A 16,335-nucleotide genomic window follows, 5' to 3' on the forward strand; every position below is an offset into this window, starting at 1 on the left:
CTCTCTGAGGCTTCCTCAGTCATACTCACTCACTGTACGCAGCCGCAATCCGAGGCAGGCGATGGGTGCGCGCTAGGGTCACGACGTGAGTGCGATCTCGGCCCCACCCCCTGACACCGAGAGAGGGAACCTGCTGCTCGGGCACGTCCTAGCCGCTACCGGTGTCGACCCCAAGAACATGCTGGTGATCCGCCACACGTTTACCTCCCACGGACTGGCCGGGCCAGCGGCCCTGACAGCCGAGAGCGTGCTTGAGTACACGCGCCGACAGGTCGTGGGACGGTTCGGGGCGACGCAGCCGCGCCTATGGCTGACCTTCGTCCACGATGGCGGCGCCCGGTCTCGCTTCATCGGCACGTTCACCAACAACGGCGAAGCGGTGGCCGAGCGGACGGCGGATCACCTGTGCTTCGACTTGGAGCCGTCGGAGTTCCTCGGATCGCTGCGTGACCGACTCGTCGTCGAGTGGAGCGGCATGCGCAACTGGTTCCGCCGTGGTGAGCTCGCTGCGCTCTTCCCCCTCGTGGAGATCGCAGACCCCGCCGAGGTGCCATTCCCTGGTTTCGACGCAGTGCGCATCGACTTCGCTACGCTGCAGAAAGTCGTCGAGGACCGCCGCTACCGCTCCTGGCAGGTCGCCCTCGGGTCGGTTCAGGGCATCTATCTCATCGCCGATTGCCGCTCGGGCAAGAAGTACGTCGGCAAGGCCGACGGTTCCGAGCGCATCCTCGGCCGGTGGGCCACATACGCCCGCACCGGACACGGCGGCAACATCGGACTGACGGAACTTCTCGGCGCCGAGCCTGACCGCAGCCACGACTTCCAGTTCAGCCTGCTGCGCGTCTTTGGTCCCAGCACCCCGACGGCCGAGATCGACGCAGCCGAGGAGCACTACAAGAGGGCCCTCCTGACCCGGGAGTTCGGGTACAACCGCAATTAGGCAGGTCGGCGCGGCGGATCGGGTGGCATGACTCAGGAGGGGCTTCTGCGCGGTGTCCGGCGTGGTCACAGGGCCAGCGTGCGGGCACCCAGGTCTACAGCGATGCGACACCTGACGCCGAGAACGCTGCCGCTTGCTGCCCCCACAACCGTCTCGTCTCGCATCCGGATTGGATCGCCGCCTGCTCGACAGCCGCGACGTCGTGCTCGAGCTCGTCGAGATCGGTCGCGGAGACCGTGATCAGCCCGGTGGCTCGCAGCGCCCCGTGCCCGGCCGCGAGGTCGGCTTCCTGGGTCACGACGTCGTCGTACTCCGCGGTCTGGGTGACGTCCTCAACCTGGCCGGCCTTCGCGCGCTGGGCCGCCTCGGTGACGTGGCCAGTCTTCTTGCGGCGCAGGTCGCGCGCCGCGACGTCCGCGCGGACGGGTTCGTAGCGAATGGTGAAGGTCCGCTGCACGCCGCTCGTCAGGAGCAATGGCGCGAGGAACCCTGGATAGACGGCGCTCTGCGGCCACTGCGAGATCCACAAGGTGCAGTGCCATGAGGCGTCCGACCGCAAGGCGCCCCACGTCTCGGTGACGGCGACCGGGCCTGCCGTGTTCACCTCCCGCCCGAGGCCCGGATCCCGCTCCAGGTGCGGCGCGACGGTTGGGTCGTACGCCGTGCGCAGTCGCATCGCGAGACCCCTCGGGCCGAGCGGGGTCGACGGCGTCAGTTCCGCCGCCCGAAGCGCAGTCGCCAAGGTCTGTGCCTCCTGGCGTAGCACCGCGGCAGAGCCGCTGAGCCCGCCACCGGCGGTCCGGATCGCGCGCCCGGCGGCGCGCAGATCGAGGGTCAGGGAGACCGTCGCCTCGTGCCGTTCCGCCGTCGGCCCGGCGCGGTCGATGAGTTCACCGTAGATCTGGGCGGGCAGCGACCCGTCGTCGGCGCCGTTCGCACGCCACCACTCGGTCAGCGACGCACCGGATCCGGGCAGCGTGCGCTCGGTGACGGTCAGCGCTGCGATCCGTCCAGACCGGCAGGTGGTCGCGAGCACCCGTCCCCATGCTGTAACACGGCGCGCCTGGTCGGCAGAGTCCAGCATCGTGAACGACGACGCGGTCACCGGCACGGTCACGGTGAGCGTCGCCGCGTGCGGGTCGTGCACCAGCGCGGCCCCCGTCACTGTGTCGACGACGAGGCGCAGCGCCGCGGCGCGGCCCGGCAGCGCGAGGGTCCCCGCGGGGCGCGGGCGGTCGATCCGCACCCGGAACTCGAGTTGCCCAGTCAGCGATCGCCACACCCACGCGAGGCCGATGGGAAGCCAGGCGACGATCGGCTGTCCACCGATCGGCACGAGCGCGATCCCGGCGCACAGAACGGCTAGCGGCAGGACCGCGACGACGGCGTGCCCGCCCAGGTAGATAGCGCCGACCAGAGGCAGCACTCCGAGGGCGAGGGCCGTGAGCTGGGCGGCGGTCAGGCCAAGGAGCAGGGCACGCTTGGAGAGCCGCGAGAACTTCACCGACGTGAGCGGGTCGTCCGACGGCGTGGTGGCGGGCGCGGTCATCGCTTCCCTCCTCGGTCAGGAAGCACGGTAGGCACGTCTCGCCCTGGGGCTGCTGGCGGAGGTCCGGCCGGAGTCGCCCGAGGTTGTCTCGTGCCCGACGAGGTCGTGGGCGTCTGGGCCGCGCCAGTCTGCTGATCGGCCGCTTGCCCGACGGCGGACCCGGCCTTGGGCCCGGCCGTAGCGGCAGCCTTGGCGACCTGCGCTCCCACGACAAGGGGGACCGCAACGGCTGCGGCAGGTCCTGCCGCAGCGGCGGCTCCACCTGCGGCGCCACCGCCCGCCGCTGAGCCGCCCGCAGTGCTCCCGGCCGCCTTGGCGCCCATAGCTCCCATCTGGCCCGCCGAGCCGGCGGCCCCCGAAGGTCCAGTGCCCCCGGCGCCCAACGCCTTTCGACCGCTGGCGCCGCCAGCACCGCCGTCGGGCCCAAGTACCTTCTGTACGTTCCGGGCGGCGAGACCACCTGCCACTGCGGATCCGCCTGTGACCGGAACTGGCCGGTTCAGCGCGGCCTTTGCCTCCTGCTCGATCGACATCGCGTGGTACATGTCGAAGCCCATGAACGCGATCGCTTTGTACGTGATGTATGGAGCGAACCCGGCCACGAGCAGCAGTGCGACCCCGGCGAGCTTGTCCGCCAACCCGGCAAGGTCCCCGGAGACGGGCGACGCGGTGAGCGTGGTCGCGAGGAGGAAGACGACGACCAACACCAGCTTCGAGACGATCAGTGCGACGACGAACTGCGCCCACCGGGCCACCCACCCGCGGGTCGCGTCCCACGACGCCCCGGCTAGCGCGAGCGGAGCGAGGGCGACCGACAGGAGCAGCAGTGCCTTGCGCATGAGCAGGGAGAACCACACGATCAGCGCAGCTCCGGCCGCGAGCCCCGCGAGGAACAACGACAGCAGCGCGCCGGCCATGGGTGCGGCGATCGTGCCCGCCACAGAGAGTGAGCCGGCGACGGCGAGTTCGGCGCCCATGGCCTCCATCGACGTCCCGGCTGCGGTGACCATCGCGAGACAGACCTGGTCGGTGATCTCCAGGAGCAGTGCGGTGAGTGTGACGACGACGAAGGATCCGAGCACGCTCTTGGCGAGCCCGCTCAGCGCCCGGGCGAGTGCACCGGGCTCGCGCCGGAGCATGCCGCTGATGAGCTGGAGCAGGAAGAACGCCAGCATGAGGAAGACCGCCACGCCGAACACGAGGTCGTAGACGCGTGTGAACTCCCCGGTGCGCAGGTCGACGAACGTCGTGGACTCCATCAGCGTCCAGACGCTCCGGATCAGGAAGGACGCAACATCGCCGACTCCGTCGGCGAACTGGCTGACGATGCCGAGCGCCACGGAGCCCGCTTGGGTGGCGACACCGTCCGCCGTCTCTTGGCAGACGGTGGAGACGACCGGTGCTGAGCAGATGTCCATGGCTCACACCTGCTGTCCGACGGTCCAAAAAAAGTTCACGGCAGCCACGGCCGCGCCGCAGAGAACGGCCGCACCGAGGGCGACGAGCACGCCCGTCTTGCCGCGTCCGGCGAGCTGTGGGTTGGAACTGTTGGCACCGAACGCCCAGACGATGGCCGAGATGATCACGCCGAGCACGGCGCAGATCAGCCCGACGGTCATCAGCGCGCCGACGATCGTCTGGAGGGCATCGATGCCGGGCAGCCCGTTGGTGTTGGGGTCGATGTCGATCATGGTCGTCCGCCTTTCAGAAGTGGTTGCCGAGCTTGAGGAGCCACCCTCCCCACGCCAGCGCGCCCCCGGTGAGGGCCGCACCGCCGAGAGCGACGAGGACTCCGGTGCGGGCCTTGGCGACGGCCTGCCAGGACCCGGACGAGGCCGCGACAGCCCACACGATCGATGAACCGATCAGCACGGCCACGGCAGTCAGGAGCGCGAAGGTGAGCAGCGCACCGACGACATCGCCGAACGCCGTGCCTGCAACGGCCGAGAAGTCGGGAGCGACGTTCTTGTTCATCGTTCATCCCCGGTGGTGCAGGCCGCTGGCGCGGCGTCGGTCAGGTTGTCCAGGCGGTGTGCTCGGGACCACCGCTCGAAATCGACTGCAGGGTCGGCAAACCGTCCGGGATGTGCCTCCATGTGGAGGTGTGGCCCCGTCGCCGCGCCGGTGGAGCCGACGGCGGCGATCTGTTGGCCGGCCGATACCGGATCGCCGTCGTGCACGAGCACCGACCCGTCCAGCAGGTGTGCGTACGCCGACGCGACAGGTTCGCCGTCGATCACGTGGTCCAGGACAACGACGTTCCCGCCGCGGGCGTTGCGGCTAACGTCGGTGACGACGCCGTCTGCCAGAGCGAGGACAGGGGTCCCTGCCGGGGCGGCGTAGTCGGTGCCCGCGTGCAGGAGCCCGGTGCGGCAGACCGGGTGGATGCGGTACCCGTAGCCGGACGTGCGGGTCCAGGTCCCTGCTGGCAGCGGGAACACGATCCGGTTCGTCGGATGGAACGCTGCCACGGCAGGGCTCGGGACGGCGGCCGTAGCAGGCAGAGTGAGTGCGTCGAGGATCACCTCAGCGACGGGCTCGTAGGCGGCGTACCGGTCCGGGAACGCCGAGACCTCAACGGCCTGAGCGGCCGCGCCCTTAGGCAGCGAAGCCCATCCAGGTATGTCCAGGAGTCCGCGCGGCGATCCGTGGTTCGGACCGTCGGCACCGCCGAAGAAGGCACGCGCCTGGTACTCGGGGTCCATGAGCTCCGCCACGGAGCCCCAGCCCGAGACCGGGCGCATCTGGAACAGCCCGAGACTGTCGTGGTCGGACCCGACGCCGTCGTGCGGGTAGTCCGCGGAATCCGGGTAGACAGTGTTGGCGAGCATCCGTAGCCGGGACTCGGTCAGTGCCGCCATGAGGGCGACGACTATGCCGTCTCGCCCTACGCCCTCGGTGGAGCCGCCGATTCGCACGACCGTGGCAGCGTGACCGAGCTGTGTGCCGTCCAGCTGGACCGTTGTCCCATCGGCCATGGTCGCGGTAAGGCTCTCCGGGACGTCCGTGACGGACGGGCCGCACGACGGCGGTCGCGCGAGCGCGGTCACAACGGCGACGGCGAGCAGGCTCACAGTCGGGCCGAGCAACAGGACCGGGAAGACGAGGAACAGCAGCATCTTGCGCATGGTCGGCCCTCAGCCCAGAGCCTTGCCCAGAGCGCCCAGGCGCAGGAGCCAGCACTCGTCGTCGGGCGGGCACACGACGAACATCGTGAACTCCACCCTGGTCCGTGTGGCCTCCGGCTGGCCAGCGACCTCCCCGGACCTGTGCCGGATGCCTACGACGGTCACCGCGGTCGTCCCAGGGAGCAGGTCAGCGACCTGTCCGGTCGCGACGGCTTGCGTCCATGCGGTGGGCACAAAGGCGTTAGTGGTCTCCAGGTGCTGACGGGTCCGGTACTCCCCCAGCCGCTGCCACCACGAGCCGTCGGGCAGGTAGGCGGGGAGGTCTGCCAGAAGGCCGGGCGTCTCCTGCCCAGTCGGATCGGCCACAGCAAGGATTTCGCTGGTGATCGCCGCGGGCGTGTCGGTTGTGGTGTCCCAGTCAAAGAGCATCGAGGTGGTCCTGCGGGCGAAGGCAACCGGGTCCGACGTCGCTGCCTGGCCCGCCGAGGTTCTCGTCTCGCCGACGCTCTCTTCGGCGCCATCGGAGGCGGGAGGTGTAGGCGCTGATGCCACGGTGCTCGGGTCGGTAACGGCCGGACTGGTGGTTCTTGAGTTCCCGAGTACGAGGAACAGCCCCACCACGATCAGCACCGCCGCCGTGCCGAGGAAGACAACGCCAAGGGGCATTCGATCGCGCAGGAGGTGGGTGTTCATGGCCGGGCTCCGAGCGGGATGACCTCCGCCAGCCCGCCAACGGTGAGCACTACATCGGCCTCGTCCTTGGGCGCCGGCTCGTCGACGGTCACAGCGGCCTCACGAGCCACGCGCATCTGCTCGACCAACTCGGTCAGCCTCCGCTGGACGGTGCAGAGCGTCTCCCAGTCCTTCGCCAGCAGTTCTGGACCGAGGACCGCAGGGTCGTGCTCGTCCAGGAGCCGCGCGATCCCCTCCCATGCCGTGCCCCAGACCCGCAGCTTGTACAAGGAGATCCGCGTCCCCTCGCGGTGCGACGCTGCTCCGCGAGGCGCACCATGCTCAGTCTCGTGCGGGGCTGCGTCATCCGCGCCCACACCTCCGAGATCGCGGATGAGGGCTTGGACCTTCTCCCACTCGGGCGCGACCTGGCCACCGTCCTCGATCCGGTCGACGGCCTCCGCAGCGAGTGCCTGGACCTCTTCGGGCTGGGTCGGATCGGCCGAGAGATCCATCAGTTTGCCGATCCGCTCCATGGCCTGCCACGACTTCTTCCCCGTCGCCAGCAGCGCCGCCTGGTCGCGCAAGTCGCCCGGCCCGCCCACTTCGCCGAAAATCGCAGGTGCCGTTGACTCAACGGCTCCCACAATGTTCGAATCGCCGGCCTTGTCCGAGCGAGCCTTACCGTCTGGAGCCGTGGATCCGCCGTGGGCATCGAACCGCGAAGCCTCCTGGCGGCGCTGCGCTTCCTGCCGCAGCGCCTCCTTGAACTCGCGGTAGAGGGTCGCCTGCTCGGTACGGGTGTAGGCCTGGCGCAGCACATTCTCGTCGTGCTCAGCGAGAAGTCTGGTCGCGCCGTCGGACAGGCCCGAACGGACCCATACACGCACCTTCGTCCACCCGAGCTGCTTGACCGCTTCCAGACGCCGCCACCCGCACACCAGCACCCGCCCGGGCGTGATGGTGATCGGCTGGACCAGCCCGAGCTGTTCGATCGATGCCCGTAGCGCGTCGAGGTCGCCGAGCTCTTTGCGGTGCCGGACGCCGACGGTGATCGCGTCGACGGCGACGTCCAGGCCGCCGAGTGGCTCGTCCTCACGCATGGCGCACCGCCGGGACCGGCGCGGTCAACGCGAGGGCCGACAGGAGGCGGGCGTCGGCGAGAAGGTCGACGGGACGGGCGCCGAGCATCGCCCGCCGCAGGAGACCGTGGTCTCCGACGTCGCCGAGCAGGATGCGGCACAGGCGTGCCCAACTGCGGTGGTCGACGTCGAGCAGGTGCAACGGGGTCAGGTCCCGGCGCAGCGAGTCATAGGCGGCTCCCGCGTTGCCCGACTCTCGCAGCCGGTGGCAGACGTACTCGAGCGCCACCCGTGCATCCTCAGGCGGCCACCCGGACCACGAAAGCAGGGTACGAACTGTGATTATCCCGATCCGGACGTCACGGTCCGAGATCGTCTCGCGGGCCGACGTCCCGACCATCCGCGAACGGGGCGACTCGGCCGCCAGCCCGTCAGAGTTCTCGCCCGCGAGGCGATCGACGACAGCGGGAACTGCATCATCAGACAGCTCGCTGAAACGTGCGGCGTCGTGGTCGCCGGAGCTCATCAGCCGCCGAGCGTGATCGACTGAGCACAGGAGCCGATCGGCGCGGTCCGCAGCCTGCAGGGTGCGCTGGACCGCGCGGGTGACCACACCCCACGGATCATCGGCGTCCAGGGTCGACGGGAGACGAAGCACGTCGAACGCGGAGGTGACAGCGTCACCGGGGTCCTGTCCGTAGCGGTGCGCCAGGAGCGTGTACTTCAGCTCGCAGAACCGAAGCAGCGCGGGAACCTCGGCGTGCTTGCTCCAGCCGTCGGGACTGGCAGTGAGTATCGCGACGAGGAGACGCCGCAGCCCTTGCGGGTTGGCGAACGGCGGCAGGTCGCGGCCGGCCGTGAAGGTCAGGGCGCTCATGACAGCACCGGGCCTTCGTGGGCTACGCCCCGGTGGGGCGTAGGCGCCGGGGTACCGAGGTTCCGCAGCCGGCGGACCCCGCGGGCCGGGAGGCTGATGGTCCAGCGGATCAATCGGGCCTCCAAGTCCACGCCCCGCATCAGCCGTTCGGTGACCTTCGAGTCGTGGTGCAGGTCCGCCGCTCGGGTCCAGCGGACTCTGCGCGCGTTCGACGAGTCCGCCGCGGTCGTGTCGTCGTGCCGGGATGGGTCGCCGTGCACCGCGAAGGGATTCGGTCCGTCGGGGACGGACGCCTTTGCGATTCCCGTGCGGGAGGCGGGCGTGTGCTGGTCGTTCATGAGATCACCGCCGTGGGAGGCTCCGGACGGCGTGCGCCGCCCGGGACTGTCGGGTGGGACGGTCGGCCGCTGGCCGACGGTGCGACACGCGGGTGCGCGTGCCGGAACGCGGAACGGATCGCTGACTCGGCGACCCGGGCGGGGACGCCGACATGCAGGGCGGCGTTGCCGAGAGCTGCGAGTGTCGGTCCCAGGTCGTGTCCCGCCTCGACGGCACGGCAGGCCGCCCAGAACAGACGCCGTTTGCGACCGTCCTCGGGGTGCGCAGCGATCCACGCCGCCAGCCGCTCCGGATCAGAGGCGCCCACGGCGTCCGCGGTGAAGGCCGGAGTCCGGCGAGGGCGAGGCGGGTCGAAGAAGGCGCGCAGGTTGGTGCCGTCGACCGGCGCCGACAGGCGGCTGGCGATCGCGGCGACCTGGTAGACGCCCGCGGTCCCCTCGTCGTACACGACACGCGACGGCGGCACAAGAACGTAGCCACCGTCTGAGCGGAAGTCGACGTGGGCCGTGGCGCAGGTCCAGCATGCCTGCTCGCGCATGTTCGGGAAGTAGGCGTGCAGGCCACCCGACGGCGTGCGAACTGTGAACGCCCAACCGGCCGTCAGCCCTCGGGTCAGGGACGCGTCGAACGCGGGCCGCCCCGAGGCACTGTCATGCAAGTCGACGTCGACGACGTCGAAGCCCGAGGCGCGGCCGGTCGGTATGGCGAGGTTCGCCTCGGGCCATCGCCGCCACATCCGCTCCACCTCGGCGAGATCGGTCGTGGCGTCCTGGAACCCGTGTCGCGTCAACGGACGCTTGTCGCCCGGCACACACGGGAACACCGGCACACCAGCACGGATCAGCTGCGTGGCGACCTCTGGTGCCGACGACGCGCCGAACGAGGCGACCACCGCGCGGATCCGGCGGTCGAGTGCTGTGGGCTGCGATGCGTCCATGCCCACCACGCTGACACCAAGAATCAGCCAAAATCGCATGCGGAAAACCGCGTGCCGAAACCGCGCCGGTGGTGTTAGAGCAGGTCAGAACCGCGCAGGAGTCGCACCGATACTGGCTCCCTGCGCATCGCTGTCACCAAGATCGCCAGGCATCGCGCCACGGCTCAACCCGACATCCCGCCACCAGCGGCGGAGATCCTCGCCGTGCCACACCCCCGCAGCAGACGGTCCTACGCACCAGGCGGGTGAACTGCTAGTGCGAGGTTGCCTCCGTGGCATCAAGCGCCGCTTGGAGATCGATCGCGTGCTTTCCTACAAAGCGAATGGTCCGCTCTTCGCCAGCGAGGACGACGTCGACTGTGATGCTGTCGTGCGTTCCGACGTCCTGAGTCTGGAGGTCGTCCCTCAGTTCGCTGTCCGTCGTGCTCCGCGCGTACCTGTGCATCGCCGCGCATGTTGGGCACAGCGCAATTCGAACCTCGCGCAGGTCTCGTTGTACATCCGCAACGAACCGAACCGCCTCGAAGTAGTACTCGCCTTTGACCTTGAACGGCATCGCAGACGAACAGGCCTGGCAGACCATGACGCCTTGGCTGTTCGTGTAGAACTCGCGGAGGTAATTGCGAGCTGCGCTCAGGTGCCCTGGCTCCTGGATGGGGACCGAGCGCATCCGTTGCTCGTACCTGCGGCTGGGGGCATCCATCGCGGACTCGGCTGATCGTCTCGCTCGGTGCTCCGGAGCGGCCGATGCATCTTCGGGGAGCTCAAGCTCCGTCTCCATCTTGCCGAGCAGGTCCTCGAACCTCTTGGGGTTCTTCCTTCGCAGTCCTGCCAGCCGGGCGAGGTCGTCCGATGAGTCGAAGCCAAGCTGCTGTGCGACCTCGTCGGCGGACGCCTTTATCTTCTCGTCGGTTGCAGCCTTCCTGCCGAACCCGGCACGGAGAAGCAATGGCGCGTCACCCGGAACCTCAAGCGCATCGTCAAGGTCAGCCGGAGTCATGTCTTCGGGAAGGTTGAGGTTCCCGTATCTGTCAAGCACCCAGGGTGTACTCGTAAGTTTCTGAAGGAGTTGGGACTTCATCGGATGCCGGGGCCGCGAGGCATTTGCCTGGTAGTACGCATCGCCTCGATTGCTCGGAGCTGCAGCAACCACGCGCCAGAGTGTGCGAAGTAGCGTCTCGTCTTCGGTGGCGATGATCTCGTCGAACAGGCGGATGGTCCAGTCGGACTGAGTCCCTTTATGGGTTTCGTATTCCACCCAGCTCCAATTGAACTCGGCGTTGTCCCACCTCGGATCTGCACTGACAATTTGGAGCGTGCTTCGTGCACCAAGCTCGCGGGCGAGACCCGCAACGTCGACATCACTCGACATGTACTCCTCGACCAGTGGGCGCATGTGGTCACGCCCAGCGACCGCTTCGGCCCCGTAGAGCGCGCCAAGCCCGGTCGCGCCATACGGATCATCCAGATAGATCTTCGACGGTCGAGTCCAGATCAGTCCGCCATTCCCGTCGGATGCCAATAGAATCGGGCGGGCAGAGTAGTCCGAGGCTGTCACGACCCGATCTTGAAGCAGTCGATCGAGTGTTCTCAGGTCCTCGAAATGGTCCTCGAAATCGACTTCGGTCCCATACGAGTCCAGGCGCGCGTCCAGTTGTGTCACGGCGTCCCAGTTCTTCACGCCAGTACGTATGAAGAACTGCTTGAGAGCGTCTGCCTCCTGCTTCTCGGCTTTACCTTCTCCCTCGCTGAACGCGACGAGTGAGTCGAGCACGAGACTGTCTACGCGCAGTCCGGGTGTCGTCGGCAAGTGAGCCTTGGCACCGACCACGTGCTCCACCGCTGCGCCGTTCTGAACGCGCACCACGGGGGCAGCCGCGAGGCTGTCGGGAAACGGGTCGCTCCAGTAGCGGCGGCGGTAGTCACCGTGGCCGTACGGATTGTGACCCGGCTGCTGGGAGAGGCGTCCAAGCCCGGCATAGAAAGACCTCAGCCATTGGGTGTCCTTGCCTGAGATCCAGTCGTACCAGGACTGCAGGTCTGCCCGATCTGCATCATCGACGTGCTCGTCAGCCTGGTCTCCCCACAGCTCGAGGTCACTCCTGACCCCCTCGAGCCGCTCAAAGACCTCGGCGAGCTCGCTGGGGCCGAAGTCAATCGCCTCCAGCGAGTCGAGGAACCCACGAGGCCGACCGACTCCTTCAGGCAGCCATCCGGCCGCAGGGTTCTCACCGACACCGACGGAGATCTCACGCAAAACATCGACGTCTTCGGGTGTGAGCACCGTGCGCAGTGCGCTCACAGATCTCAGCAACTCCGTCGCCCTTGAGTACCCACCCCTGAACATGGGTGTGATCGGTTCGGTCTGGAAAGTTTCGAGTACTCGTTCGCGGATCACCTTGTAGCGCTCCGGAAGGCCATCGTCGTTGTTCGGAAGCGCGCTCAGGAGACCATCCGTAACGAGGTCAGCGTCGCGCATCGCCGGTAGATCCTCGGCAAGGAGGTCGGCGATGCCTGCAATGAGCTCGTCATTGCCGTCGCCGTCTCGGACGCTGTCGCGGGCCACGGTAGAAGCGAACGGTGCGTGGATGTGGAACTTCAGTCCGGACGTCTCCTTGACGGCCGGGAAGTAGATGAACACCTGGCCGTCGACGGGCTGAACGGCAAACTCTGGCGTGGCCGCCTGGCGCAGCTTCCCCTTCGGCCCTGGCTTCGGCGCCTGGCTGGCATCTGCGGCTTGCTTCTTGTCCAGTGCGAACGCTGCGGCCACGGGGTAGCGCTTCTCGCCGATCAGAACGTCGCCTGTGATGCGGTACCAGTAACTTGGTCCGAGTTCCTCATGGACACTCTCGATTGCAACGATGTGGTCGGTCACTTCACGTCGTTCGAGAAGACGCTCGTCACCGTCTGGGAGGTAGCAGGCGATCATCTTGATGTTGTTCAGGAAGAGCAGAGTCGAGCGGGAGATCTCCCGCAGCGCCTTGCTGAGTTCTGCCGAGGCCCGCTCGGCTGGCTTTTCGCTACGGTCGAACGGGAACCAGAACGTTGTCAGCCCGGGCCGAGTGTCTGGCTCGACGAGCGCCGGAACGAAGAGGTCAAGGATCTCGAAGGAGTGCTCGCCCGAATGGATCCTGGGTGACTGCGTGTAGGAGTAGACCGCCTTGAAGCCAACCCCGAACTTCCCGATGCTCGTGTGATCGTCGACCTTCGTGGACTGACCGATGCCGGTGATCGATTCAATGTCGCGGAGGTTGAAGAGCCGGGTTCCGTCGTGTTCGAAGCGCAGACCGTCCGACCGGAGGTCGAACGTCACCTCACGGGCGCCCGCGTCCTCAGCGTTCTGCAACAGTTCGTAGATGAAGTGGGCGTTGTCTGGGTAGAGATGGGCCAGCAACTGGCGGAGGCCCTCTTCGAACCCTCTATTGCGGCGTGTCACGTCCACGTACTCGCGGCGGTCTCTGGCCAGGGACTCGAATGTCATCACGACGCGACCACCTCCAGAAGCACGTTCGCGAGGTGCTGAGAGGTGAGGTCAGCGCGCCTCGCGGCTTGTTCTCGCGCGACAAGCAGGCGGTCGAATGCAGCTTCGGCAGCTCGGAGCTCTCCCGCCTTCATCACAGCGATGTCGGAGTGCGTCGCTGCGTCGAGCTGTCGCCGAATCGCGCCGAGCCGGCGGGCCTTCTGTGACGTGAGCGCGGCCACGCGCTGTTCGACGCCGGCGATCTGCCTGTCGCGGTGTTTTGTCCGAGCCTCGGCCCAGAGCGCGGCGTGCCGCGCGTCCAGCTTGCCCGCTGAGGACGGGTCCAGCGGCGGCCGATCGCTATCGACCGCCGCGGACAGCAATGCAGCTGCGCGTACTTCCACCTCGTGGTCCTGGGCAACGAAGCGGAAGGTGAGTGCATCGCGGGCACCAAACCTGGTCCAGGCGTAGACCGCGACCGGATAGATGCCTGGTGTGACGTCATTGGACGCGACCCGCAATGTCGCCTGAACAGGAAAGGTCACCTGGGAAGTCTTCGCCGCGAGGCGCACAAGTGGGTGCGTCGGGCCGAGCAGCTCGATGTCGTCGGCGTCTTCAGCGAGTTCTGGGTCAGTCGTGAGGCTGAGGACTACCTTGCCCCTGCGCAGGAGTCTCTTGAGTCGGTGTGCATCTACTGCCTGGGCGTCGAGATCGTCGATGATCTTCGCTGCCGCCTCGGAGTTGAGCGGGACCTGAGCCACACGCCCGGGTCGAAGGGCGATGCTTCGGCCGGGTTGGACGGTGCCGAGGTACCGCTTGATCAGGTCAGCGATCTTCTTGTTCTCAAGCCACTCGCTGGACGCCTCGGCGACGTTCTCCTCGAACGACTTGCCTGTATAGCCGAGCAGGTCGGCCTGTTGGTCTTCGAGTCGCTGGACTTCTTCGATCCGGGCGATCTCGTTGTCGGCGAGTTGTCTGAGCGCAGCCTCCCGCTCTTCCGGCGTCATCTCGAGGTTGGTCGCGATGTCGACCACTGCGTTCGTGATGTCGCCGAGGATCTTCTCGCTGCCGCCGAGTGCGTGGTTGAAGACGCCGATGCGCAGTAGGCAGCGCCAGTAGATCTCCGCCTCGATGGTGCCGCGGGTCAGGATGTTGACGATGGCGACCGTCTCGCTCTTCTGACCGCGGCGGTCGATACGGCCGATGCGCTGCTCGATGCGCATCGGGTTCCACGGGATGTCGTAGTTCACCAGTGTGTTGCAGAACTGGTAGTCGAGGCCCTCGGTACCGACTTCCGAGCAGAGCATCACGTCGAGCGCGAGCGGTTCCGCCTGGTCCAGCTTGAAGCGTCGACGGATCTCCCTGCGCTCGTCGTCGGGCACGCCACCGTGCATGACCCCAACTCGGATGCCCCACTCAAGGCACTTGTCTTCGAGGTACTCGATCGTGTGCCTGAAGGTACTGAATACGAGCACCTTGTTGCTGCCCTCGACGGACTTGTCTCGAATGATCTGCCGCAGGAGATCAGCCTTCGGGTCCGGCGCCCCCACGAGTTGCTCGGCAAGGCCCTGGATCGCGCGGACCTCCGTGCGGAAGGCCTCGATCTGCTCGGAGGACAGCGAGAACTCCTCCTCTTCGCCGGACATCTCGGCTCCGCGCAGTCTGTTCTCGAACAGGTCCTCGATCGTCGGCGCCAAGCCGGAGATCGAACTGGCCGCTTGCCGGTAAAGCGTGGACATCAGGAACTTCACCGGGATCTCGGGCGTGCGTGTGACGGCGATCTTCTCGCCCAGAGCGATGACAGCGTCGTAGACCTGTTGCTGAGCGTCGGTGAAGTCCACCTCTGGGGCGGAAGGCTTGCGGGTTGTGAACTCACCGATGTCGCGCCGGCGGGTGCGGGTGACGATCTCCGAAAAGGTGTTGAGCGCTTCGATGCGTCGGATCGCGCGGATACGCGTGCGGTCGTCGGCAGGGTCTTCCCCAAGCACGTCACGAAGTTCCGCAACGCGTGGGTCTAGAACCATGACATCACGGCCCCACTGCGTCTGAAGTGCCAGGTCGAGGTGGGTCAGGACCTCTTCCTGCCAGTCTTCGGCCGCTGCGCGAGCCGCTTGGGAGCCGTCGTAGAGGTGCTCATTCGGCCGGAGCATGACGACGTAATCGTCCCAGTCGAGGACCAGGTCGTCGCGGAGCAGGTTCACCAGGGTGAACAGGTCCTGGTTGTGGGTCTGGATGGGCGTGGCAGAGAGCATGACGACGGCTTCGGCGGCGTCCACGAAGCGCTGAACGTTCTGGAACGCCTTGGTCTCGCGGTTTCGGATGTGGTGCGCCTCGTCGACTATCACGAGGTCGAACTGGAGGTCGCCAGCCAGGTCATCCAAGCTCGCGAACTTCTTGTTCGACGTCTTGCGCTTGCCGGTCAGCAGGGTCTCGTCGAGGAGGGAGTACGGAAGGATCGCTTTGCGATACCGCGCTGGCCACGCGCCTTCTCGAAGAGTCTCTTCCAGACACCACCGCAGCGTCTTGCTGTCCAGATGTGCGAAGTCTTCGTCGAACCGCTTCAGTTCGTTGCGCCACTTGTCATCGACCACGAGCGGGCGAGGGCAGATCACAAGGACGGAGTCGGCCTTCTTGCGTGCCTGGAGTTCCTTGAGAATGAGGCACGCCTCAATCGTCTTGCCGACACCGACGTCGTCAGCGACGAGGATTCGCGGCCGGTCAGACTGCACGAGCCTGAGCACCGGTCGGTACTGGTAGGGCTCGAAGTCCACCCGCCCCGCGTTTCGCGTGTGCAGGTAATCACTGTTCTCATCGAGGAGGAGCGCGGACGTCAGACCAGCGTGCAGCTCGGCAGCAGTGACTCGCTCGGCGCCAGTCACAAGGGCGACCGGCTCGACCTGCAAGGCGAAGTACTGGTGGATCGTGCCGTCATGGAACACTGAGTACCGGGTCTCGCCGCCGATGGAGTCCACGGCGACGATGGCACCGCTCACTTCGGGACGCGCGACCAGGCGAACGACGGAACCCGGGAGGAATCGTTCGCTCTCGCTACTCGACATCGTCAGCCAGCCGTGCCACGGTGCACGGCCGCAGGCCGCTGGGCCGGGTGATTCGAATCGAGGGATCGGGTTCGCTTAGGAAACCCAGAGACCATCCTCGGATACCGACTGTCCAGAATGGTCCAAGGCCACGACAGAATCATGCCTGGCAGCGTAGCGGCGGGGTCCGGCACACGTCGTGCCTCGCCGTGGACTTTCACCCGAGTTCAGGTGCCAACCAGCGAGTTGCGGGAGCTGGTGAACGAGGCGCTCACACTCAATGAGGCCGGTAAGCTCCTTGACCACGAGGGAC

General features: G+C 67.1%; 13 protein-coding genes. 1 reads left to right on the plus strand and 12 read right to left on the minus strand.

Going from position 1 to position 16,335, the window contains the following annotated elements; translation table 11 throughout:
• Window positions 1-85: 85 nt before the first annotated feature.
• Window positions 86-940, plus strand: a complete 855-nt coding sequence (locus ACYVK7_RS19960; RefSeq protein ID WP_460889458.1) for a GIY-YIG nuclease family protein — start codon at window positions 86-88, stop codon at window positions 938-940.
• A gap of 94 nt (window positions 941-1,034) precedes the next feature.
• On the opposite strand, the gene ACYVK7_RS19965 is transcribed toward ACYVK7_RS19960, so the two are convergent.
• From ACYVK7_RS19965 to ACYVK7_RS20020, 12 genes are all read right to left on the minus strand, one after another.
• The gene (locus ACYVK7_RS19965) at window positions 1,035-2,489 is read right to left on the minus strand and encodes an SCO6880 family protein (RefSeq protein WP_460889459.1); all 1,455 of its coding nucleotides are present in this window, start codon (window positions 2,487-2,489) and stop codon (window positions 1,035-1,037) included.
• Window positions 2,486-3,907 (minus strand): conjugal transfer protein TrbL, encoded by a 1,422-nt coding sequence (locus ACYVK7_RS19970; RefSeq protein ID WP_460889460.1) that lies wholly within the window; start codon window positions 3,905-3,907, stop codon window positions 2,486-2,488. Before ACYVK7_RS19970 ends, ACYVK7_RS19965 begins: the two co-directional genes overlap by 4 nt.
• Before the next feature lie 3 nt (window positions 3,908-3,910).
• Window positions 3,911-4,180 carry a DUF6112 family protein gene (locus tag ACYVK7_RS19975; RefSeq protein ID WP_377187860.1) on the minus strand — a complete coding sequence of 90 codons (270 nt, stop codon included), beginning with the start codon at window positions 4,178-4,180 and terminating at the stop codon, window positions 3,911-3,913.
• Between the two features lie 13 nt (window positions 4,181-4,193).
• The gene (locus tag ACYVK7_RS19980) at window positions 4,194-4,463 is read right to left on the minus strand and encodes a DUF6112 family protein (RefSeq protein WP_460889461.1); all 270 of its coding nucleotides are present in this window, start codon (window positions 4,461-4,463) and stop codon (window positions 4,194-4,196) included.
• Window positions 4,460-5,617, minus strand: a complete 1,158-nt coding sequence (locus ACYVK7_RS19985) for a M23 family metallopeptidase (protein ID WP_460889462.1) — start codon at window positions 5,615-5,617, stop codon at window positions 4,460-4,462. The genes ACYVK7_RS19980 and ACYVK7_RS19985 overlap by 4 nt, the downstream gene beginning before the upstream one ends.
• 9 nt (window positions 5,618-5,626) lie before the next feature.
• A complete protein-coding gene (locus tag ACYVK7_RS19990; RefSeq protein ID WP_460889463.1) occupies window positions 5,627-6,310 on the minus strand; it encodes a hypothetical protein in 684 nt (227 codons plus the stop codon).
• Entirely contained in the window at window positions 6,307-7,392 is a 1,086-nt protein-coding gene (locus tag ACYVK7_RS19995; RefSeq protein WP_460889464.1) for a ParB N-terminal domain-containing protein, read from the minus strand. The genes ACYVK7_RS19990 and ACYVK7_RS19995 overlap by 4 nt, the downstream gene beginning before the upstream one ends.
• Entirely contained in the window at window positions 7,385-8,248 is an 864-nt protein-coding gene (locus tag ACYVK7_RS20000) for a hypothetical protein (RefSeq protein ID WP_460889465.1), read from the minus strand. The genes ACYVK7_RS19995 and ACYVK7_RS20000 overlap by 8 nt, the downstream gene beginning before the upstream one ends.
• Complete coding sequence (locus ACYVK7_RS20005) at window positions 8,245-8,586, minus strand: hypothetical protein (RefSeq protein WP_460889466.1); 342 nt, start codon at window positions 8,584-8,586, stop codon at window positions 8,245-8,247. Before ACYVK7_RS20005 ends, ACYVK7_RS20000 begins: the two co-directional genes overlap by 4 nt.
• Window positions 8,583-9,524, minus strand: a complete 942-nt coding sequence (locus tag ACYVK7_RS20010) for a bifunctional DNA primase/polymerase (RefSeq protein ID WP_460889467.1) — start codon at window positions 9,522-9,524, stop codon at window positions 8,583-8,585. Before ACYVK7_RS20010 ends, ACYVK7_RS20005 begins: the two co-directional genes overlap by 4 nt.
• Window positions 9,525-9,777: 253 nt before the next feature.
• Window positions 9,778-13,005: a sacsin N-terminal ATP-binding-like domain-containing protein gene (locus ACYVK7_RS20015; protein WP_460889468.1), complete on the minus strand. Its 3,228-nt coding sequence runs from the start codon at window positions 13,003-13,005 to the stop codon at window positions 9,778-9,780.
• Window positions 13,005-15,956 carry a DEAD/DEAH box helicase gene (locus tag ACYVK7_RS20020; protein WP_460889469.1) on the minus strand — a complete coding sequence of 984 codons (2,952 nt, stop codon included), beginning with the start codon at window positions 15,954-15,956 and terminating at the stop codon, window positions 13,005-13,007. Before ACYVK7_RS20020 ends, ACYVK7_RS20015 begins: the two co-directional genes overlap by 1 nt.
• Between the last annotated feature and the right edge of the window lie 379 nt (window positions 15,957-16,335).

The organism is Promicromonospora xylanilytica (genome assembly GCF_054782895.1).